Below are 19,853 nucleotides of genomic sequence, written 5' to 3' on the forward strand. Positions count from 1 at the left end.
GGGCCCGAATGTACGCCGAGGATCACGATCGTCGGACGCCTGTCGAACTGGATGAGGAAACCTCGGGACCGCCCTTCGGCCGCCCGCCCCTGTCCGTCCTGAAGGAAATGGGTCCTTCGGAACCGAAAGAAGCAAAAATGTTCGATATCAAGCGCAAGACGATCGAGTGGGGCGGCAAGACGCTGGTCCTCGAAACCGGTCGCATCGCCCGTCAAGCCGACGGCGCCGTCCTGGCCACCATGGGCGAAACCGTCGTCCTGGCCACCGCCGTGTTCGCCAAGAAGGCGAAGCCCGGTCAAGATTTCTTCCCCCTGACGGTCAACTACCAGGAAAAGACCTTCGCGGCCGGCAAGATCCCCGGCGGCTTCTTCAAGCGCGAAGGCCGTCCGTCGGAAAAGGAAACTCTGGTTTCCCGCCTGATCGACCGTCCGATCCGCCCGCTGTTCGTCAAGGGCTTCAAGAACGAAGTCCAGGTCGTCGTCACCGTGCTGCAGCACGACCTCGAGAACGATCCCGACATCCTGGGCATGGTGGCCGCCTCGGCCGCCCTGGTCCTGTCGGGCGCCCCGTTCATGGGCCCGATCGGCGCCGCGCGCGTCGGTTACGTTGATGGCGGCTACGTGCTGAACCCGACGCTCGACGAGCTGAAGGAAAGCAAGATGGACCTGGTCGTGGCCGGGACGTCCGAAGCCGTGATGATGGTCGAAAGCGAAATCCAGGAGCTCTCGGAAGAGATCGTCCTGGGCGGCGTGAACTTCGCCCACAAGGAAATGCAGACGGTGATCGACGCGATCATCGAGCTGGCCGAGCACGCCGCCAAGGAACCCTTCGACTTCCAACCGGAAGACACCGACGCCCTGAAGGCCGAAGTGAAGAAGGCCGTCGGCAAGGACCTGGCCGCCGCCTACAAGATCCAGGGCAAGGGCGAACGCGTCGCGGCCCTCGGCGCGGCCAAGAACAAGGCCGTCGAGACCTTCGCCAAGAGCGACACCAACCCGGCCGGCATCGATCCGCTGAAGCTGATCTCGGTGTTCAAGGAACTGGAAGCGGACATCGTCCGTCGCTCGATCCTCGACACCGGCATCCGCATCGACGGCCGCACCGTCGACAAGGTTCGTCCGATCCTGGGTGAAGTCGGCATCCTGCCGCGCACTCACGGCTCGGCCCTGTTCACCCGCGGCGAGACCCAGGCGATCGTGGTCGCCACCCTGGGCACCGGCGACGACGAGCAGTTCATCGACGCCCTGGAAGGCACCTACAAGGAATCCTTCCTGCTGCACTACAACTTCCCTCCCTACAGCGTCGGTGAAACCGGCCGTATGGGCAGCCCGGGCCGCCGCGAAATCGGCCACGGCAAGCTGGCCTGGCGCGCCCTGCGCCCGATGCTGCCGGCCAAGGAAGACTTCCCCTACACCATCCGCCTGGTCTCCGAGATCACCGAGTCGAACGGCTCGTCCTCGATGGCCACGGTCTGCGGTTCCTCGCTGGCCATGATGGACGCGGGCGTTCCGCTGATCCGTCCGGTCTCGGGCATCGCCATGGGCCTGATCCTCGAAAAGGACGGCTTCGCCGTCCTGTCCGACATCCTGGGCGACGAAGATCACCTGGGCGACATGGACTTCAAGGTGGCCGGCACCAGCCAGGGCCTGACGTCTCTGCAGATGGACATCAAGATCGCCGGCATCACGCCCGCGATCATGGAGCAAGCGCTGGCCCAGGCTAAGGGCGGCCGCGAGCACATCCTCGAAGAGATGAACAAGGCGATGGACGCGCCTCGGGAAGAAGTCGGCGACTTCGCCCCGAAGATCGAGACCATCACCATCCCGACCGACAAGATCCGCGAAGTGATCGGCACCGGCGGCAAGGTGATCCGCGAGATCGTCGCCACCACCGGCGCCAAGGTCGACATCAACGACGAAGGCACGGTCAAGGTTTCGGCTTCGGACGCCGCCAAGATCAAGGCCGCGATCGACTGGATCAAGTCGATCACCCAGGAAGCTGAAGTCGGCGCGATCTACGACGGCAAGGTCGTGAAGGTCGTCGATTTCGGCGCCTTCGTGAACTTCTTCGGCGCCAAGGACGGCCTCGTCCACGTCAGCCAGATCAGCAACGAACGCGTCGCCAAGCCGTCGGACGTGCTGAAGGAAGGCCAGATCGTCAAAGTGAAGCTCTTGGGCTTCGACGATCGCGGCAAGACCAAGCTGTCGATGAAGGTCGTCGACCAGGAAACCGGCGAAGACCTGTCCAAGAAGGAAGCCGTGACCCCGGAGGAAGCCGTCAACACCTGAGGGTGAAGACGTCTTTCACGGCCTAGGCTAGCGAACGGGCGGTTCCGAAAGGAGCCGCCCGTTTTGCGTTTGCGATCAATGAGGTTAACTTGGCCGTAGACGCTGGGGGGCGTGTCGGATGCAAGACGACCAAAGACGAGTTCACTGCGAACGCCATGGCCTGCGGAGGCCCAGCTTCGTGTGCCAGCATCTGGTCGAAGGCGTCGGGCTGGGTTTCAACGAGCCCTACGGCAAACAGGACGAGGACGCGTCGGACGAGCAGGCGGCCTGGTGCGACCGCTGCGAGGAGGCGCGGCTGGCCGGCGGCGGCTGGACGCCCCAGTCAGAGGCGCAGGCGGGGATCAGCCTGATCTGCGCCGTCTGTTTCGAAGCCTCGCGGGCCCGCAACACGCACTGGATGGCCGCCGAGCGGGGCTGGCGTCACCCCCAGGCGGGTTAGCGCTTGGGGGTCACCTGGAGCGTCGCGCTGTCCGGCGTTCCGTTGCCGCCCCGGCAGGCGGCCAGCTTGAACTTCAGGTCCATGCAGATCCAGACCTCGGTCAGGCGGCCTTCCTTGTTGGCGCGCACGTTCAGGCCCTCGGCGGTCATGCCGCGATTGCCCTTCAGGAAGGCCTGGCGGATCTGGCCGGCGGTCAGGGTCCCGTCGGGGCCGGGCTTGAGGTCTGGAACCTTCAGGCCCTGGCGCACCTCGCGGGCCTTCTTGAAATAGGCCTCGGGCGTGTCCCACTGGCAGGTGCCGTGCGCCTGCCACTCGTGCTGCAACAGCCAGGGCGAGGGTGTCATGCAGAGATTGGCCAGCACCGTCGAGGCGCTCATCGGCGGGCTGGGCTTGCAATAGCGCGGATGAACCTTGTCGGGACCGTTCGGCCACAGGCCGTGCACCGTGAAGCCGAAGCTGTTGGTGTCGCACTGGATGACCTTGTTCGACTCCGGAATGCCCGCGCGGCAGGCCTCGGGCGACCAGAACAGCGCCAGCAGATAGGCGGCGGTCGGCACGTCGGTGTGGATTTCGCCGGCGGGCGGAACCTCGGCCGGGGCCGGGATCACGCTGGGCGGGACGGCGCAGGCCTTCAGGCTGGAGGCCTGGGCCGCGCCGGCCAGGGCGAGCGATGCGAACAGGCCGATGGCGGCTCGTGCGAACTTCGATGTCATGCGCGCTCCCTTACACATCCCAACATCCCGGCGAAGGCCGGGACCCAAGCAGAGTCCGTCATTACGCGCTGAGTCCGAAGCGGCCAAGTCAGCCTGGGTCCCGGCCTTCGCCGGGATGAGCGGATCGTGGGAGATTACCGCCGCGCCTCGGTCGCCATGCGCACCGCCAAGCCGCCCAGCACCGTGGCCATCAGCCAACGCTGGATCAGGGCGAAGCTGGGGCGCTTGGCCAGGAAGGTGGCGATGGTCCCGGCGGCCAGGCAGATGCAGCCGTTGACGGTCAGGCTGATGACGATCTGGCTGCCGCCCAGGGCCAGGGACTGGCCGAGGATCGCGCCGCGATGCGGATCGATGAACTGGGGCAGCAGCGACAGATAGAGCATCGCCGCCTTGGGGTTCAGCAGGTTGGTCAGGAAGCCCATGCTGATCAGCTTGGCGGGGCTGTCCTTGGGCAGTTCGCGCACCTGGAAGGGCGAGGCGCCGCCGGGCCTGATCGCCTGCCAGGCCAGCCACAGCAGGTAGAGCGCTCCGCCGAACCGCAGGATGTCATAGGCGATGGGCGCGGCCATCAGCAGGGCGGTGATGCCCAGGGCCGCGCACAGCAGATAGACCACGAAGCCGGCGGCCGTGCCGACCAGCGACACGATCCCGGCCCAGCGGCCCTGGGAGATCGAGCGGCTGACCAGATAGAGCATGTTCGGCCCCGGGGTAAGGGCCATGCCCAGACACACGAGGCAGAAGGCGATCCAGGTCTTGGCTTCGGGCATGGGCGAACTCCGCTTCGAGGTGGGCGCCCAGGCGAACGGCTCGTGACGTCCGCGCTCCCTCAGGGTGCTCCCTGTGATCGCCAGTCACGCGGACGAGAGGTGTCTACACCGGTTCGTGGTGAAGGTTTAGGGGGAGCCGCCGGGGACATGCCCCTGGGCGTGTCCCAAAACCCCCGCGCCCTGTCAGGGGACACGTGCAAGGGCATGTCCACGGCCTCATCCAATCAACTGAGAATTGGATGCGCGAGGTGACACGCGGCCGGCCCGCCGCACAACCAGGATCGCGGTCTCGATAGGGGTTGTTTCTGAGAATGATTATCATTGCATACCGGCAAAGCTAAAGATAAGAACGCGTCGCAATTACGACAAAGGGCCGCGCTCCCTCGACGGCCTGCTGGGGTTTCAAACATGCAAAAGACTTCCAAGCCGGCCGTCGCCGGCGTTCGCAGCCAAGCCCGTGGCGCTCTGCGCGTGGCCACGGTCGCCGGCCTCGCCGGCCTGTCGTTGGCCCCGGCGGCCTTCGCGGCCGCGCCTGAGGCCGACGCCGACGCGGCGGTCGCCACGGCCGCTCCGGCCGACACCAGCACCGAGGTCTCGGGCGTCAAGGTCGACGGCAAGCGCAGCGCCGAGGTCCAGTCGCCCAAGCTGACCGCCTCGCTGGTCGACACCCCCAAGGCCATCACGGTCATTCCGCAGAAGATCATCCAGCAGACCGCGGCCACCTCGCTGCAGGACATCCTGCGCAATTCGCCGGGCATCACCTTCGGCGCCGGCGAAGGCGGCCAGCCCTTGGCCGACCGTCCGTTCATCCGCGGCCAGTCCAGCGCCAACGACGTCTTCGTCGACGGCCTGCGCGACAGCGGCGGCCAGACCCGCGAAGTGTTCAATCTCGAGCAGGTCGAGGTCGTGAAGGGCCCCGACAGCGCCTATAGCGGCCGCGGCTCGGGCGGCGGCAGCATCAACCTGACGTCCAAGACCCCCAAGGCCGACGACTTCGCGCGCGGCTCGATCGCCGGCGGCACCGACAGCTACATCCGCGCCACCGCCGACCTGAACCACCAGCTCAACGACAGCGTCGCCGTTCGCCTGAACGTCCTGGGGACCAAGGGCGACACGCCTGGCCGCGACGCCGTGGACTTCGACCGCTGGGGCGCGGCGGCGTCGATCGCCGCCGGCCTCAACGGCCCGACCCAGGCGACGCTGAGCTACTACCACCTCGACAGCAACGCGATGCCCGACTACGGCATCCCGCTGTTCACCAAGACCACCCAGCCGCGCACGGCCTCGGGCATCCTGGACGTCGACTACGACAGCTTCTACGGCCTCAAGGCCCGCGACTACCAAAAGACCAAGGCCGACATCGCCACCTTCGCGATCGATCACGCGATCGACGAGAACCTCGGCGTGCGCCAGGTCGTCCGCTACTCCAAGACCCTGAACGACTACATCGTCACCAATCCCGGCGACGGCGGCGCGGCCCAGCTGATCGGCGGCCAGTGGTGGATGAAGCGCGGCACCAAGACCCGCTGGAACCCGGTGGAGACCGTCGCGGCCAACACCGATTTCCACGGCAAGTTCGCGACCGGCGCTTTCGGTCACAGCTTCGACCTGGGGATCGAACTCAGCCGCGAGGAAAACCTCAACGCCTCCTATTCGACCTTCACCACCTCGGGCTCGGCCTGCCCGGCCGGCTTCAACCTGGGGACCAACGCCGCGACCCTGGGCGCGGGCGACTGCACCCTGGTCTACGCGCCCAATCCGAACGATCCCTGGACCGGCGTGACCAACCGCAGCCCGGCCAACCGCAACGTCACCAAGACCGCGGCGATCTACGGTTTCGACACCATCAAGTTCGGCGACAAGTGGCTGCTGAACCTGGGCCTGCGCCACGACCACTACGAAAGCGCCGGCTACGACTACGGCAGCTTCACCCAGACCCAGGGCGTGTTCAGCGGCGGCACGATCACCTACCGCCAGGGCGAATGGGATTTCACCAACTACCAGGCGGGCCTGGTCTTCAAGCCGACCGAGGACTCCAGCCTCTACGTCTCGTACGGCACGGCCTCGACCCCGCCGACCGTGGCCGGCGGCGACCAGAACGCCAACAGCACCGTCGGCTCGGGCAACCTGGCCAACACCCTACTCGAGCCGGAAGACAGCGAAAGCTTCGAGCTGGGCGCCAAGTGGACCCTGTTCCACGACACGCTGGCCCTGTCGGGCGCGGTGTTCAAGACCACCCGCAAGAACGCCGCGATCCAGATCGACACCGGCGTCTACGCCCAGGTTGGCGAGACCGAGGTCAAGGGCGTCGAACTGGGCGTCTCGGGCAACATCACGCCCAGGTGGCAGGCCTTCGGCGGCTACACCTACATGGACAGCGAGCTGGTCCGTGGCGCGGTGACGATCCCGACCACGGGTCCCGGCGCCAACATTCCGGTCGTCAACATCAACCAGGGCGACCCGCTGGCCAACACGCCCAAGAACAGCTTCAGCCTGTTTACGACCTACCGCGTCGTGCGCGGCGTCTCGGTGGGCGGCGGCGCCTACTACGTGTCCAAGATGTTCGGCGGCAACCAGGGCGGGGCCGGCGGCGGCGCCAACCGCGTCTACGCCCCGGACTACTGGCGCTTCGACGCCTTCGCCAGCTACGTGATCAACAGCAAGGTCGACCTGCAGCTGAACGTCCAGAATCTCGCCGACGAGCGCTACATCATGCGGACAAACGGCGTGCACCACGCCGATCCGGCGCCCGGCCGCCAGGCGATCCTGACCTTGAACGTCAAGTACTGATCCTCTCCCTCCCCGGAGTTTGATCGTCAGACGTTCGAGCGCCTCGCCCGGGAGCGGCCCCTCCCGGGCGAGGCCATATTTCTGCTGAGCGCCAGTTCTTGCTAGGAGTCTGGTCATGATGATCCAGATCCCCGACGTCCTGACCGCCGACCAGGTCGCCCACTGCCGCGCCGTGCTCGACGCGGCCGAGTGGATCGACGGCAACGTCACCTCCGGCTTTCAGGCGGCGATGGCCAAGAACAACCAGCAGCTGCCGCAGGACGGGGCCGCCGCCCGCGAGGTCGGGGCGATCATCGTCGCGGCCCTGCAGGCCGATCCGCTGTTCGTCTCGGCCGCCCTGCCGCGCACCATCCTGACGCCGCTGTTCAACCGCTATGGCCAGGGCATGGGGTTCGGCGATCACGTCGACAATTCGATCCGCCGCGACCCGGTCACCGGCCAGACCCTGCGCACCGACCTGTCGATCACCGTCTTCCTCAGCGGTCCCGACGACTATGACGGCGGCGAGCTGGTGGTCGAGGACGCCTATGGCAGTCACTTGGTCAAGCTGGCGGCGGGCTCGGCGATCCTTTATCCGGCTTCCAGCCTGCATCACGTCACCGAGGTGACGCGCGGCGTGCGGACGGCCAGCTTCTTCTGGATCCAGAGCCTGGTGCGCGACGACGCCAAGCGGGCGCTCTTGCTGGACATGGACGTGGCGATCCAGCGGCTGTCCGGCGCGGTAGGGTCCACGGACCCTTCGGTGCTGTCGCTGACCGGGACCTATCACAACCTGCTGCGGATGTGGGCCGAGGTCTGATCGCGGTCGGCGAACAATGATCGCCCACGCCAACCATAAGTTTACTCTTCAGCATCACCATCCGGCGTCCGTTCTCTGGAGCCGCGATGCCCTCGCCCCCCAAGACCCCGAGATTGAGCGACGCCGAAAGCGCGCAATGGTTCTTCGACCATTCGCACGATCTGTTCGCCGTGGTCTCGCGGGGGCGGTTCGCCACGGTCAATCCGGCCTGGACGCGGGTGACCGGCTGGGCGCGGCACGAGTTGATCGGCCAGCCGGCCCTGCGCTTCGTGCATCCGGATTCGCATCAGGACTTCACCGAGGCCGCGGCCCTGATCCGCGCCGCCGGCGAAGCCTTCCACCGCTTCAAAGTGGTCTGCAAGACGGGCGAGTGGGTGTGGCTGGAAGGCCAGTCGCGCCTGGGTCCCAACGGAGAGATGGTCGCCGCCCTGCGCGACGTCACCGCCGACATGGCCCGCCGCGCCGAGGTCACCGCCGCCCGCCAGACCCGCGAGCTGCTGGCTTCGGCGGCCGGCATCGGCGTCTGGAGCTATGAACCGCACGGCCAACATATCGAGTGGTCGCGCGACATCCTGGCCACCACGGGCCTGGAGCCCGAGGACGTGTCCCAGCCCGAGCAGTTCTACGATCGTCTCGACCCCAGCGAACGCGACGGCCTGCGGGCGGCGTTCGACGCGGCCGTGCGCACCGGTCAGGGCGCGACCATCGAGCATCGCCTGCGCGGCGCCCGCGACCAGTGGTTCACCTATCGCGCCACCTTCCGCACCGAGCCACGCGCCGACGGCCTGTTCGCGCTGAAGGGCATTTCCCAGAACGTCACCGACGTGGCCCTGACCCGCGACGCGGCGGTGTGGGGCGAGCGTCAGGCCCGCCGCCTGGTCGAGGAAGCCCCGTTCGCGGTGGCGCTCTACGACCGCTATCTGCGCCTGCAGGTGGTCAGCCCACGCTTCCTGGAGATCTTCCAGGCCCGCGAAGCCGACGTCATCGGCCGCACGCTGCACGAACTGACCTCCGGATCGCGCAAGCGCTTCGTCCGGGCCGTCGAGCGCGCCCTGACCGGCGAGACGGTCCTGCGGCGCGAGGACCAGCTGGACGACGGCCTTGGCCGCACCCACACCCTGCGCTGGGAAGCCCGGCCCTGGCGCGACGCCGACGGCGCGATCGTCGGGGTCATCACCTACATGGACGACGTCACGGCCCTGTCGGAGGCCCGGCGCGAGGCGCGGGCCAATGCGCGGCGGCTGCGCGTGGCCCTGGGCGCGGCCCAGGCCGGGGTCTATGAGATCGACCACGTGGGCAAGGGCTTCTGGGGTTCGCCCGAGTTCCACCGCATCCTGGGCCGCCGGGTCACCTACGAGGACGTGCGCAGCGCCGTCTGGCCGATGATCCACCCCGGCGACGTGGCGGCGGTCTACGAGGCCGCAGAGGACTGGCAGCGCCATCGCGACGGCCATCTCAGCTCGCGAGGACGCTCGTTCGACGTGCGGGTGGTCACGCCCGACGGGGACGAGCGCTGGATCCGGATCTTCCACGAGGTGCGTCTGGACGGGGCCGGCCGGGTCCGCAAGGCGTTCGGCCTGATCCTCGACATCGACGACAAGAAGCGCGCCGAGCTGGCGCTGGTCGAGGCCGAGCGCGCCGCCCAGGCCGCCAGCGAGGCCAAGGCCCAGTTCCTGGCCAATATGAGCCACGAGATCCGCACGCCGATGAACGGGGTGATGGGGGTCATGCACCTGCTCAAGCGCGAGAAGCTGCCGGGCGAGGCCAATCATCTGCTGGGCGAGGCCCTGGCCTGCGGGCGCATGCTGTCGACCCTGCTGGACGACGTGATCGACTTCTCGCGCATCGAGGCGGGACGGCTGGACGTCACCCAGGAGGCGGTCGATCCCAGCGAAGTCGCGGAGAGCGTGGCGCGGCTGTTGCGGGCCCAGGCCGAACACAAGGGGCTGGAGCTGCGGGTCGAGGCGCCCGACGTCGGCCTGATCCTCACCGACCCCAGCCGGCTGCGTCAGGCGCTGTTCAACCTGATCGGCAACGCCGTGAAGTTCACCCTGGACGGCTCGGTGACCCTGCGGGTGCGTCGTCTGGAGGGTTCTGGAAGCGAGACCGAACCCCGCATCGGCTTCGAGGTGGTCGACACCGGGGTCGGCATTCCGGCCGAGGCCCAGGCTCGGCTGTTCGAGCGCTTCCAACAGGCCGACGCCAGCACCACCCGCCGGTTCGGCGGCTCGGGCCTGGGCCTGGCCATCACCCGGCGGCTGGCCCAGATGATGGGCGGCGAGGTGGGCTTCACCTCGCAAGAGGGCGTGGGCTCGACCTTCCTGCTGACCATCGCCGCCCCGCCCGCGCAGGCCCGCGCCGCCGAGCCCGAGATGGCCGACGGCCTGCTGCAGGGCCTGAAGATCCTGGTGGTCGAGGACAACGCCACCAACCGCCTGGTCGCCCGCCGCATCCTCGAACAGCTGGGCGCCAGCGTCGAGACCGCCGACGACGGCCTGGGCGGGGTGACCGCCGCGGCCCGGGGCTTCGACCTGATCCTGATGGACGTGCAGATGCCCGGCATCGACGGGCTCGAGGCCGCCCGCCGCATCCGCAACCTGCCCAGTCCGGCGGCCCGCACTCCGATCATCGCCCTGACCGCCAACGTCCTGTCGCACCAGCGCGCCGCCTATCTGGCCGCCGGCATGGACGGCGTCGCCGCCAAGCCGATCGTCCCGGCCGCCCTGATCGGCGAGATCGTCCGGCTGGCGGGGAGCGAGCCGGAGGACGCGGCGGCGGTGGCCTAGGCTTTCCAGACCGCCCGAAACCACGCTAAGCCTCTCCCAAGAAACACGGGGGAAACCAGCGTATGACGGCCCAGGCTGAGGGTAAGGACCGCGCCTCGATGCGCATGGTGGTGGCGGCCTCGTCGGCGGGCACCGCGTTCGAGTGGTACGACTTCTTCATCTTCGGCAGCCTGGCCCAGGTGATCTCCAAGACCTTCTTCACGGGTCTGTCCGACACGGCCGGCTATGTCGCCGCCCTGGCCCTGTTCGGCGTCGGTTTCGCCTTCCGGCCGCTGGGCGCCCTGGTGTTCGGCAAGATCGGCGACCAGGCCGGGCGCAAGGGGGCGTTCCTGGCCACGGTGCTGCTGATGGGCGGCGCGACCTTCGCCATCGCCCTGCTGCCCACCTACCAGCAGGCGGGGATCATCTCGCCGATCCTGCTGATCGTCCTGCGCTGCGTGCAGGGCTTCGCCCTGGGCGGCGAGTATGGCGGGGCGGCGATCTATGTGGCCGAGCACTCCCCGCCGGACCAGCGCGGCCGATCGACCGCCTGGGTGCAGAGTTCGGCGTCCCTGGGCCTGTTCGCGGCGCTGCTGGTCATCCTGACGACCCGCTGGCTGCTGGGCGACCTGGCCGGTCCGGCCGCCTTCGACGCCTGGGGCTGGCGTATCCCCTTCGCCGTGTCGATCGGCCTGCTGGCGGTCTCGGTCTGGATGCGCCTGAAGCTCAGCGAAAGCCCGACCTTCGCCCGCATGAAGGAAGACGGCGCGGCGTCCAAGGCGCCCTATGCCGAGGCCTTCGGCGAGTGGAAGAATCTGAAGCTGGTGTTGCTGGCCTTCTTCGCCGTGATGTCGGCCCAGGGGGCGGTCTGGTACACGACCTTCTTCTACATCCAGACCTTCATGGAGAAGTTTCTCAAGGTCTCGCCGGGCGTGATCAACGGCCTGATGATGGCCGCCGCGGCGGTCAGCGCGGTGCTTTACGTCGTGTTCGGCTGGTTGTCCGACAGGATCGGCCGCAAGCCGGTGATGCTGGGCGGCATGGTGCTGGCGCTGGCGTTCTATTTCCCCGGCTTCCACCTGCTGGAGCGCGCCGCCAATCCGGCCCTGGCCGAGGCTTCCGCGCGGGCTCCGGTCGTGGTGTTCGCCGATCCCAAGGATTGCTCGCTGCAGTTCGATCCCATCGGCAAGACCGCCTTCGTGACCGCCTGCGATATCGTCAAAAGCACCCTGGCTAACGCCGGCGTCTCGTACGGCAACGAGGAGGCCCCATCCGGCGTGGCGGTGATGAAGGTGGGGACGGTCGCCGTGGAGTCCCGTAGCGCCGCGGGCCTGTCCAAGGCCGAGGCCAAGGCGGTCAAGGCCGAGGTCGAGGCGCGCATCAAGGCCGCCCTGGCCAAGGCCGGCTATCCGGTCAAGGCCGATCCGGCGCGCTTGAACTGGTGGGGCGTGTTCGGCGTGCTGCTGGTCTTCGTGGTCGGCGCCACCGCCCTCTACGGACCGCTGGCCGCGGCCCTGGTCGAGCTGTTCCCCACCCGGGTGCGCTACACCGCCCTGTCGCTGCCCTATCATATCGGCACCGGCTGGATCGGCGGCTTCGTGCCGTTCAGCGCCTTCGCCATCGTGGCGGCGGTGGGCAACATCTACGCCGGGCTCTGGTATCCGGTGATCTTCACCCTGATCAGCGTGCTGACGACCCTGTTCCTGCTGCCCGAGACCAAGGACCGGTCGCTGGACTAGCTATTATCCGCTCATCCCGGCGAATGCCGGGATGAGCGGAACAATCAGATCACCTCGACCGCCACCGAAGCCGCCGCGAGCGCCTGAACCACCGCCGGATCGACCGGGGCCACCACCAGCCGGACGATCTGCTTTCCCTCGCGGGCCAATTCGATCAGACGCTCGGCCCCGACCTCGGCCGGGTCCAGCCGATGGACGTCACGGCGGGCCATGGTGACGACCTCCGCATCGGCGCCCTCGTCGGCGACCAACACGTCGGCGGCGCCCAGCGCCCGGAGAGCGCGCAGCGTCAGCAGGTCCGAAGGCCCTTTGCCGGCGATGAACCGCACCTTGCCCTCGCGGCCCACGCCCTTGGCCAGGGCCTGGCGGAACAGCTGGCCGGCCTTGTCCATGTCGCCGGCCATGGCCGCCTGGGCGGCCTCGCCGGCCACGGCGTCGCGCAGGAAGGCCCGGCGCTCGTGCAGGGCGGGCAGGGCGCCGCGCACCTCGTCCTGGAACTTGCGCAGCAGCGCCGCCACCCGGCCCGAGCCCTCCGGCACCTGGGCCTCGATGTCGTTGCGCAGCTTGGTGGCCAGGGTCGGCGAGGCGCCGCCCGTGCCGACGGCCGCCACCACCTCGCCGCGGTCGATCACGGCGGGGGTGTTGAAGTCGCTCATCGTTGGCTTGTCGACGACATTGACCAGCACCCGCGCCGCGCGCGCGGCGCTGGCGGCGGCCTGCAGGAACACCTCGTCGTCGCCGGCCACGAAGGCCAGCACGGCGCCGGCATAGGTCCCCGGCAGGAAGGCGGCGTGGCCGTCGACCCGCACCAGGGTGGCCGGCGAACCGTCGAACAGCCGGGCCTTGTTGTCGGCGGCTTCGCCGCTGCCGGCGATCACGACCTTGCGGCCGGCGAGCGGGAAGTAGGCGGGGAAGGAATCCAAGGCGCGGGTCCTGACACGGCAACGAACGTCACGGTCAGGCTAGCCTGCCTGAACCAAGATTTCACTGGCGGGTTTGGGTCTTAGCAGTGTTAGATTCGGTCTGGCTGGGCTGTCGGGCCCCGCTTTTCGCGTGGGAGGCGAAAGCCATGACGTCGACGTTGGACATCAACGGCAAGACGGTCGCCGTGAAGGCCGCCCCCGAGACGCCCCTGCTATGGGTCCTGCGCGACGAACTGGGCCTGACGGGCACCAAGTTCGGCTGCGGCATGGCCCAGTGCGGGGCCTGCACGGTCCACGTCAACGGCGATCCCGTGCGCTCGTGCGTGACCCCGATCGCGGCCCTGGAGGGCGCCAAGATCGCCACCATCGAGAGCCTGGGCGGAACCCATCCGCTGCAGCAGGCCTGGGTCCGCCACGACGTGCCCCAGTGCGGCTACTGCCAGTCGGGCCAGATCATGTCGGCCGCCGCCCTGCTGGCCCAGACCAAGGCGCCCAGCGACGAGGACATCGACAACGCCATGAGCGGCAACATCTGTCGCTGCGGCACCTATCAGCGGATCCGCGCCGCCATCAAGGACGCCGCCGGCCTGGCCGCCGCGCCGGTGGTCGCCGCGCCGCCCGCCCAACCCGTGGCCTCCAACGATGTCGACGACGAGATCGCCGCGGCGTCTGGTTCGACCAGCCGGGGGGTGGGTCAATGAACGGGCCGTTCCGGAAACTCCAGCCCCAGGATGGCGTCAGCCGCCGGGACGTGGTGGTCGGCGCGGCCCTCGTGGGCGGAGCCCTGCTGGTCGGCTGTTCGCCGGCCGACCTGATGAGCGCCGGCTCCAAGGTCGAGCCCGGGGCGTTCGGTCCGTTCATCCGGTTCGATCCGGACGGGGCGGTGACCGTGCTGTCCAAGCACATCGAGTTCGGCCAGGGCAATCACGCCGGCCTGGCGGCCATCGTGGCCGAGGAGCTGGACGCCGACTGGAGCCGGGTCAAGGTCGTCCACGCGCCGGCCAACGCCAAGCTCTATGGCAACACCACCGCCGGTATCCAGCTGACCGGCGGCTCCTCGGCGATCTCCAATTCCTGGGAGCAGCTGCGCAAGGCCGGGGCCGGGGCGCGGGCGATGTTCGTGCAGGCGGCGGCCACGCGATGGAACGTCCCGGTCGGCGAAATCGCCGTCAAGGACGGGGTGGTCAGCCACGCCGGCGGCAAGAGCGCCGGGTTCGGCGAGCTGATCGCCGACGCCGCCAAGATCGCCCCGCCCGAGACCCCGACCCTGAAGGATCCCAAGACCTTCACCCTGATCGGCACCGACCGCGTGCGTCGCAAGGACAGCCTGATCAAGAGCAACGGAACCGCCCGCTATACCCAAGACGTCCAGCTGCCCGACATGCTGGTGGCCGTGGTCGCCCACGCGCCGCGCTTCGGCGGCAAGGTGAAGAGCTTCAACGCCGACGACGCCAGGAAGGTGGCCGGGGTGGTCGACGTCCACGAGATCCCGACCGGCGTGGCGGTGGTCGCCGACACCACCTTCGCCGCCCGGATGGGCCGCGAGGCGCTGAAGATCGAGTGGGACGAGGGCAAGGTCGAGACCCGCAGCTCGGCGACGATCGCCCAGCAGTGGCGCGACATCGCCGCCGGCAAGGGTCCCGCCGACCTGAAGTGGCAGGCCTTCGACTCCAAGGGCGAGGCCGCGGCCGCTTCGGCCGGCAAGGGGGCCCAGGTCCTCGAGGCGACCTACGACTTTCCCTACCTGGCCCACGCCACCATGGAGCCGATGAACTGCGTGGCGATCGTCGACGGAAACAAGGTCAAGCTGATCCACGGTTCCCAAGCCCAGACCCTGGACCAGATGGCGGCGGCCAAGATCGTCAAGACGCTGCCTGGGTCGGTCGAGATCGAGACCCTCTACGCCGGCGGCTCGTTCGGCCGGCGGGCCAACTTTCCGTCCGACTACGTGGCCGAGTGCGTGACCATCGCCCAGAAGGTCGGCAAGGGCCGGCCGGTGAAACTGGTCTGGACCCGGGAGGACGACATGCAGGCCGGCTTCTTCCGGCCGCTGGTTCACCACGCCGTGCGCGTGACGCTGGACAAGGACGGCTATCCGGCGACCTGGCGCCATCGGATCGTCACCCAGTCGATCATGAAGGACTCGCCGATGCCCTCGAAGGGCCCCGACCAGACCGCGATCGAGGGAACGTCCGGCTCGCCCTACCTGAAGGCCACCCCGATCGTCGACGCCCAACTGGCCTTGCCCGAGGGCGGGGTTCCGGTGCTGTGGTGGCGATCGGTGGGGGCGACCCACACCGCCTTCGTCATGGAGCACACCATCGACCAGCTGGCGCTGAAGGCCGGCAAGGACCCGGTGGACTATCGCCGCGCCCTGTACGCCAAGGCCGGTCCCGAAGCCGCCCGTCACCTGGCGGCCCTGAACCTGGCGGTCGAGAAGGCCGGTCCCGCGCCGACGGCGGGCTTCACGCGCGGCGTGGCCGTGCACGAAAGCTTCGGCTCGGTCGTGGCCCAGGTCGCCGAGGTCAAGCTGGTCGACGGCCATCCCCGGGTCGGCCGGGTGGTCACGGCGATCGATTGCGGCGTGGCCGTCTCGCCCGACCAGATCGCCGCCCAGATGGAGGGCGGGACCTGCTATGGCCTGTCGGCGGCGCTCTACGGCGAGATCACCCTGACCGACGGCAAGGTCGACCAGAGCAATTTCGACACCTACCGCGTGCTGAGGATGAACGAGGCGCCGACAGTCGAGACCCACATCGTGCCCTCCGGCAATCCGCCCAGCGGGGTCGGCGAACCAGGCACGCCAGTGATCGCTCCGGCGGTGGCCAACGCCCTGTTGGCGCTGTCCAAGACGCCGACGACCCGCCTGCCGTTCGTTCGCGCCGGGGTCTGACCGTCACGCGAGCGAAATAAAGGGCGCTCGGCGTAGCGAAATTCGATGCGAGTTTGACGGATCGCGCACCGCGCGGACACGATCGGTCAAGTCTTGCTGGACGTCGGGCGAGCCGCGAACCATTTTAGCGGCATGGTGGACTCTGGTGACAACCTGGGCTTTGAGCGGCTGACTCCTCGAGAGCGGGAGATTCTTCGGCTGATCGCTCAGCATCGACAGTCCAAGGAAATCGCCCGCCTGCTGCGCCTTTCGCCCAAGACGGTCGAGATGCACGTGCTCAGCGCGCGGCGCCGGCTGGCCGGCCTGAACCGTCGCGACGCCGCCCTGGCCTTCATCGCCTGGGAAACCGACCCCGGTAATGACTACCGTAAGCAATCGGCTGAGCTAGCCACGGCCCAGTCCGAGGGCTCTTCTCGCTTCAACAGCGAGAGCAGCCATGACCAAATTTTCCGCCAACAGTTCGAGCCCGGCCTCGGCCTTCTTCATCGCGAGCTGGCAGTCCCTGGAAGAGGGTCTGACCTTGATGGCGGGGACGCCGGAACGCGGTCGCCTGGTGGCGGAGACGGTCTCGGCGCTGCGCAAGGCGCAGGCGGCGGGCGACCCGCCGGGCAAGTTGCTCCTGAGGGTCCTGGCCGCGACGGCCTTCCTGGCGGACGACACGCCCCTGCGTACGGAAGGAGTTGGCGCGATGACCTGACTCCTTTGCAATGGCTGGGTCTGATCCTCGCGGTCGCCACCCTGGGCGGAATCCTGCTCGGGACGGTCACGATGGGCGCCCATGAATTCCTCTACGCCCTTCAGCGGTTCCGCGAGGGCTGGAGCCCGCCTCCGGCGAACTGACGCCGAACTTCCAAAAACCATTTCATTGACTTGAACGTACGGGGGGGACCCGTGCGACGGGAGAGCCATGCCATGAAACGTACCGAAGCCGCTCGCGCTGGCGCTGAAAAGCTGATGCGCGCCGAAGCCGCCATCGACGCGGCCCTGCGCGAAACCGCCGAACTGATGGGCCTGCTGCCCTCGCTCCGGCTGGAGTCCAAGCTGTCCGCCGTGCTCGGTCAGGAAGCCGTCGCCAACCTGGGCGAGACCCTGGCCCACATCGTTTCCGCGCGCCGGACGATCATCGAGACGCACAGCGCCCTGGCCACCGTGCGCACCCAGATTGGTTGCGGCGCCCTGGCCGTCGGCGACCTGGACAAGGGAGTCGAAGTGACGCGCACCACCGGCCGCCTGCAGGCGGTGTCCGGCGGCCTGGCCGCCTGACGCCATCTGGTCCGTTCACGGCGCAAGCCGTCCTTAGACTCATGGGAGACGTGCAATGAGCACCGCCCAGACCGTCCAGTCGCAGCAGGACACCTCGGACGACGAGCTCAATGAGTTCCGTCAACACCTGCGCGCTCTTGGACCCGTGCAGCGCCGAATTCTGTCGGTGCTGATGCCCCAGCTGGTGGCTCTCGACAAGGCCGGCGACGCCGATGGCGCGCTGAGCATCATCGAGGAAGTGAAGACCATTCTGTGGGAAGGCCGCCGGACCCGGCATTGACCGACCGGAGGTTGCTTCTCTGGAATTCTCGTCTGAGGCATGGTGACGCCCGATCTTAGTCTCGGGCGTCACCACCTTGCAGCTTCACACCCTCATTTCCCTGATACTGGCGATCCTGGTCTGCGGGTTGGCGATGTGGCGCGGCGATCAGCCCGCGCGGTGGAACGGCGCGACGCTGCTGGCCTCGTGGCTGGGGTCGATCCTGGTTCACGACCGCGACCCCTACAACGCCGACTACGCCTTGCTGGCGATCGACATCACGACGCTGGTGATCTTCGCCTGGATCTCGACGCGCAGCCGCCTCCTCTGGACGATCGTCGCCACGGCGTTCATGGCGATCATCGTCGGCTCCCATATCGCGGTGATGATCGACTTCCGGGTGACCTTCAACACCCTGAAGGCCGGCATGGCGATCTGGAGCTATGGGATCCTGGCGTGCATCGCGTTCGGAACCTGGGCCGGCCGCCATCGTCGCGATCACGCCCGCTCCTGATCCGCTATCGGGTGAGGTCTCCGGGCCGATCGACGTCGAACAGGACACCGGCGTCCCCGCTCTCCACCAGCGCTAGGCGTTCGTCCAGGGCGGCCAGCACCTCGCGGGCGCCGAGGTCGCCGCCCAGGTTTCGCAGGGCGGGAAAGCAGACCTTTCCGAACAGCACCGGATGGCCGCGCCGTCCCGAAAAGCATGGCGCGACGGCGTCGACGCCCGGGACCAGGGCCTGGGCCAGGTCTCGCGCCAGGCCGAGCGGAACGCGCGGCATGTCGCCGAGAAAAACGAAGGCCGCGTCGCAATCGGTCGGCAGGGCGCGAGCGGCCGCCCGGAGAGAAGCGCCCATGCCCTCGGCGGCGTCGGTCGCCACGACGATGTCGAGATCGTCCGCGCGGCCCAGGGCCTGGGCTTGATCGCGGGCGACCTTGGCCAGCTCCGCGTCGCCGTCGGTGACCAGCAGCACGCGTCGCGCGGGGGCCGCGAACGCCGCATCCAAGGCGCCGGCCACCAGGGGGCGACCTTCGAACGGCGCCAGCAGCTTGCGGCCGCCGGACTGCTCGGCGAACCGGCGCCCGGCCCCGGCCGCCAGGACCACGGCGTCGCACCGCGTGCTTTTTCTTTCCGCCATGCCGTCGCGCGCCTATCTTACAGACAGACATGACGCCCTATGACGCCAGCCCCGCGCAAGCGGTTACCCGCGCCTCGCGCCCGCCAAGCCGTCTGATCGACGGTTTCGGCCGCGCGGTGACCTATCTGCGCGTCTCGGTCACCGACCGTTGCGACCTGCGCTGCACCTACTGCATGGCCGAGCACATGACCTTCCTGCCCAAGGCGGAGGTCCTGTCGCTGGAGGAGCTGGACCGCCTGGCTTCGACCTTCGTGGGCCTGGGCGTGCGCAAGCTGCGGCTGACGGGCGGCGAGCCCCTGGTGCGCAAGGGGATCATGACCCTGGTCGAGCGGCTGTCGCGGCATCTGGCCAGCGGGGCCCTGGACGAGCTGACCCTGACCACCAACGGCACCCAGCTGGCCGCTCACGCCGCCGACCTGGCGCGGCTGGGCGTGCGGCGGATCAATGTCTCGCTCGACACCCTTAAGCCCGACCTGTTTCGCAAGCTGACCCGGGGCGGGGACCTGTCCAAGGTGCTGGCGGGGGTCGACGCGGCCCTGGCCGCCGGCATCCAGGTCAAGATCAACGCCGTGGCCCTCAAGCACGACAACGCCCGGGAACTGCCGGCCCTGATCCAATGGGCCCATGGCCTGGGCGCCGACATGACCCTGATCGAGACCATGCCTTTGGGCGAGGTCGAGGTGGATCGCACCGAGCAGTACCTGTCGCTGAAGGACGTCCGGCGCGACCTGGCCTCGTTCTGGACCCTGACGGATCTCGCCTACGCCACCGGCGGCCCGGCCCGCTATGTCCGCGTCGAGGAGACCGGCGGGCGACTGGGCTTCATCACGCCGCTCAGTCACAATTTCTGCGAGGCCTGCAATCGGGTGCGCCTGACCTGCACGGGCACCCTGCACACCTGCCTGGGCCGCGATGACGCCAGCGACCTGCGGGCGGTGATCCGCGACGGGGCCAGCGACGCGGAACTGGAGCGGGCGATCTTCATGGCGATCGGCGCCAAGCCCGAGGGTCACGACTTCCACATCGACGCCCTGCGGCCGGCCGTGGCCCGTCACATGTCGACGACGGGCGGCTGA

Annotated in this window: 17 protein-coding genes, 1 pseudogene and 1 riboswitch; of the genes and pseudogenes, 14 read left to right on the forward strand and 4 right to left on the reverse strand. The window is 68.4% G+C overall.

Annotated elements, in window-relative coordinates:
* Positions 1-137 precede the first annotated feature (137 nt).
* Together pnp and G3M62_RS00210 are read left to right on the forward strand one after the other, a co-directional pair.
* A complete protein-coding gene (pnp, locus tag G3M62_RS00205) occupies positions 138-2,288 on the forward strand; it encodes a polyribonucleotide nucleotidyltransferase (protein ID WP_165183890.1) in 2,151 nt (716 codons plus the stop codon).
* A 178-nt stretch (positions 2,289-2,466) separates the two neighbouring features.
* A complete protein-coding gene (locus G3M62_RS00210) occupies positions 2,467-2,727 on the forward strand; it encodes a hypothetical protein (RefSeq protein ID WP_165183891.1) in 261 nt (86 codons plus the stop codon).
* Here the strand turns inward: G3M62_RS00210 and G3M62_RS00215 are convergent.
* Both G3M62_RS00215 and G3M62_RS00220 read right to left on the reverse strand, forming a co-directional pair.
* Entirely contained in the window at positions 2,724-3,440 is a 717-nt protein-coding gene (locus G3M62_RS00215) for a ribonuclease T2 (RefSeq protein ID WP_165183892.1), read from the reverse strand. The genes G3M62_RS00210 and G3M62_RS00215 overlap by 4 nt on opposite strands.
* Positions 3,441-3,574: 134 nt before the next feature.
* Positions 3,575-4,207 (reverse strand): LysE family translocator, encoded by a 633-nt coding sequence (locus tag G3M62_RS00220; RefSeq protein WP_165183893.1) that lies wholly within the window; start codon positions 4,205-4,207, stop codon positions 3,575-3,577.
* A gap of 18 nt (positions 4,208-4,225) precedes the next feature.
* A riboswitch (ZMP/ZTP riboswitch) is annotated at positions 4,226-4,305 on the reverse strand.
* Between the two features lie 310 nt (positions 4,306-4,615).
* Here G3M62_RS00220 and G3M62_RS00225 point away from each other — a divergent pair.
* The 4 genes from G3M62_RS00225 to G3M62_RS00240 all read left to right on the forward strand — a co-directional run bounded on the left by G3M62_RS00225 (position 4,616) and on the right by G3M62_RS00240 (position 12,300).
* Positions 4,616-6,997, forward strand: a complete 2,382-nt coding sequence (locus G3M62_RS00225) for a TonB-dependent receptor (RefSeq protein ID WP_165183894.1) — start codon at positions 4,616-4,618, stop codon at positions 6,995-6,997.
* 115 nt (positions 6,998-7,112) lie between these two features.
* Positions 7,113-7,796 carry a Fe2+-dependent dioxygenase gene (locus tag G3M62_RS00230; RefSeq protein WP_205691929.1) on the forward strand — a complete coding sequence of 228 codons (684 nt, stop codon included), beginning with the start codon at positions 7,113-7,115 and terminating at the stop codon, positions 7,794-7,796.
* An 86-nt stretch (positions 7,797-7,882) separates the two neighbouring features.
* Positions 7,883-10,582, forward strand: coding sequence for a PAS domain-containing hybrid sensor histidine kinase/response regulator (locus G3M62_RS00235; RefSeq protein WP_165183895.1), 2,700 nt, complete (start codon positions 7,883-7,885; stop codon positions 10,580-10,582).
* Between the two features lie 62 nt (positions 10,583-10,644).
* Complete coding sequence (locus G3M62_RS00240) at positions 10,645-12,300, forward strand: MFS transporter (protein WP_165183896.1); 1,656 nt, start codon at positions 10,645-10,647, stop codon at positions 12,298-12,300.
* Positions 12,301-12,344: 44 nt separating this feature from the next.
* Here G3M62_RS00240 and G3M62_RS00245 read toward each other — a convergent pair whose 3' ends face one another.
* Positions 12,345-13,223: a precorrin-2 dehydrogenase/sirohydrochlorin ferrochelatase family protein gene (locus tag G3M62_RS00245; RefSeq protein WP_165183897.1), complete on the reverse strand. Its 879-nt coding sequence runs from the start codon at positions 13,221-13,223 to the stop codon at positions 12,345-12,347.
* 146 nt (positions 13,224-13,369) lie between these two features.
* On the opposite strand from G3M62_RS00245, the gene G3M62_RS00250 reads away from it, so the two are divergent.
* The 7 genes and pseudogenes from G3M62_RS00250 (at position 13,370) to G3M62_RS00280 (ending at position 18,152) form a co-directional block, all read left to right on the forward strand.
* Entirely contained in the window at positions 13,370-13,924 is a 555-nt protein-coding gene (locus tag G3M62_RS00250; RefSeq protein WP_165183898.1) for a (2Fe-2S)-binding protein, read from the forward strand.
* Positions 13,921-16,116 carry a xanthine dehydrogenase family protein molybdopterin-binding subunit gene (locus tag G3M62_RS00255; protein ID WP_165183899.1) on the forward strand — a complete coding sequence of 732 codons (2,196 nt, stop codon included), beginning with the start codon at positions 13,921-13,923 and terminating at the stop codon, positions 16,114-16,116. The genes G3M62_RS00250 and G3M62_RS00255 overlap by 4 nt, the downstream gene beginning before the upstream one ends.
* Positions 16,117-16,248: 132 nt before the next feature.
* Positions 16,249-16,383 (forward strand): annotated as a pseudogene (locus G3M62_RS26850) (LuxR C-terminal-related transcriptional regulator); the annotation flags it as partial.
* 169 nt (positions 16,384-16,552) lie between these two features.
* Positions 16,553-16,813: a hypothetical protein gene (locus G3M62_RS00265; protein WP_165183900.1), complete on the forward strand. Its 261-nt coding sequence runs from the start codon at positions 16,553-16,555 to the stop codon at positions 16,811-16,813.
* A gap of 215 nt (positions 16,814-17,028) precedes the next feature.
* Positions 17,029-17,379, forward strand: a complete 351-nt coding sequence (locus G3M62_RS00270; RefSeq protein ID WP_165183901.1) for a hypothetical protein — start codon at positions 17,029-17,031, stop codon at positions 17,377-17,379.
* Positions 17,380-17,434: 55 nt separating this feature from the next.
* Positions 17,435-17,659 carry a hypothetical protein gene (locus tag G3M62_RS00275; RefSeq protein ID WP_165183902.1) on the forward strand — a complete coding sequence of 75 codons (225 nt, stop codon included), beginning with the start codon at positions 17,435-17,437 and terminating at the stop codon, positions 17,657-17,659.
* A 76-nt stretch (positions 17,660-17,735) separates the two neighbouring features.
* Entirely contained in the window at positions 17,736-18,152 is a 417-nt protein-coding gene (locus G3M62_RS00280) for a hypothetical protein (RefSeq protein ID WP_165183903.1), read from the forward strand.
* A 4-nt stretch (positions 18,153-18,156) separates the two neighbouring features.
* Here G3M62_RS00280 and G3M62_RS00285 read toward each other — a convergent pair whose 3' ends face one another.
* Positions 18,157-18,777: a nucleotidyltransferase family protein gene (locus G3M62_RS00285; protein ID WP_165183904.1), complete on the reverse strand. Its 621-nt coding sequence runs from the start codon at positions 18,775-18,777 to the stop codon at positions 18,157-18,159.
* A 29-nt stretch (positions 18,778-18,806) separates the two neighbouring features.
* On the opposite strand from G3M62_RS00285, the gene moaA reads away from it, so the two are divergent.
* Entirely contained in the window at positions 18,807-19,853 is a 1,047-nt protein-coding gene (gene moaA, locus G3M62_RS00290) for a GTP 3',8-cyclase MoaA (RefSeq protein ID WP_165183905.1), read from the forward strand.

The organism is Caulobacter soli (genome assembly GCF_011045195.1).
Lineage (GTDB): Bacteria > Pseudomonadota > Alphaproteobacteria > Caulobacterales > Caulobacteraceae > Caulobacter > Caulobacter soli.

Excerpts from the sequence above, each read along its gene's own strand:
- pnp (WP_165183890.1), top strand. The coding sequence starts at position 138 with ATGTTCGATATCAAGCGCAAGACGATCGAGTGGGGCGGCAAGACGCTG.
- G3M62_RS00215 (WP_165183892.1), bottom strand. The coding sequence starts at position 3,440 with ATGACATCGAAGTTCGCACGAGCCGCCATCGGCCTGTTCGCATCGCTC.
- G3M62_RS00220 (WP_165183893.1), bottom strand. The coding sequence starts at position 4,207 with ATGCCCGAAGCCAAGACCTGGATCGCCTTCTGCCTCGTGTGTCTGGGC.
- G3M62_RS00225 (WP_165183894.1), top strand. The coding sequence starts at position 4,616 with ATGCAAAAGACTTCCAAGCCGGCCGTCGCCGGCGTTCGCAGCCAAGCC.
- G3M62_RS00230 (WP_205691929.1), top strand. The coding sequence starts at position 7,113 with ATGATGATCCAGATCCCCGACGTCCTGACCGCCGACCAGGTCGCCCAC.
- G3M62_RS00235 (WP_165183895.1), top strand. The coding sequence starts at position 7,883 with ATGCCCTCGCCCCCCAAGACCCCGAGATTGAGCGACGCCGAAAGCGCG.
- G3M62_RS00240 (WP_165183896.1), top strand. The coding sequence starts at position 10,645 with ATGACGGCCCAGGCTGAGGGTAAGGACCGCGCCTCGATGCGCATGGTG.
- G3M62_RS00250 (WP_165183898.1), top strand. The coding sequence starts at position 13,370 with ATGACGTCGACGTTGGACATCAACGGCAAGACGGTCGCCGTGAAGGCC.
- G3M62_RS00255 (WP_165183899.1), top strand. The coding sequence starts at position 13,921 with ATGAACGGGCCGTTCCGGAAACTCCAGCCCCAGGATGGCGTCAGCCGC.
- G3M62_RS00265 (WP_165183900.1), top strand. The coding sequence starts at position 16,553 with ATGACCAAATTTTCCGCCAACAGTTCGAGCCCGGCCTCGGCCTTCTTC.
- G3M62_RS00270 (WP_165183901.1), top strand. The coding sequence starts at position 17,029 with ATGAAACGTACCGAAGCCGCTCGCGCTGGCGCTGAAAAGCTGATGCGC.
- G3M62_RS00275 (WP_165183902.1), top strand. The coding sequence starts at position 17,435 with ATGAGCACCGCCCAGACCGTCCAGTCGCAGCAGGACACCTCGGACGAC.
- G3M62_RS00285 (WP_165183904.1), bottom strand. The coding sequence starts at position 18,777 with ATGGCGGAAAGAAAAAGCACGCGGTGCGACGCCGTGGTCCTGGCGGCC.
- moaA (WP_165183905.1), top strand. The coding sequence starts at position 18,807 with ATGACGCCCTATGACGCCAGCCCCGCGCAAGCGGTTACCCGCGCCTCG.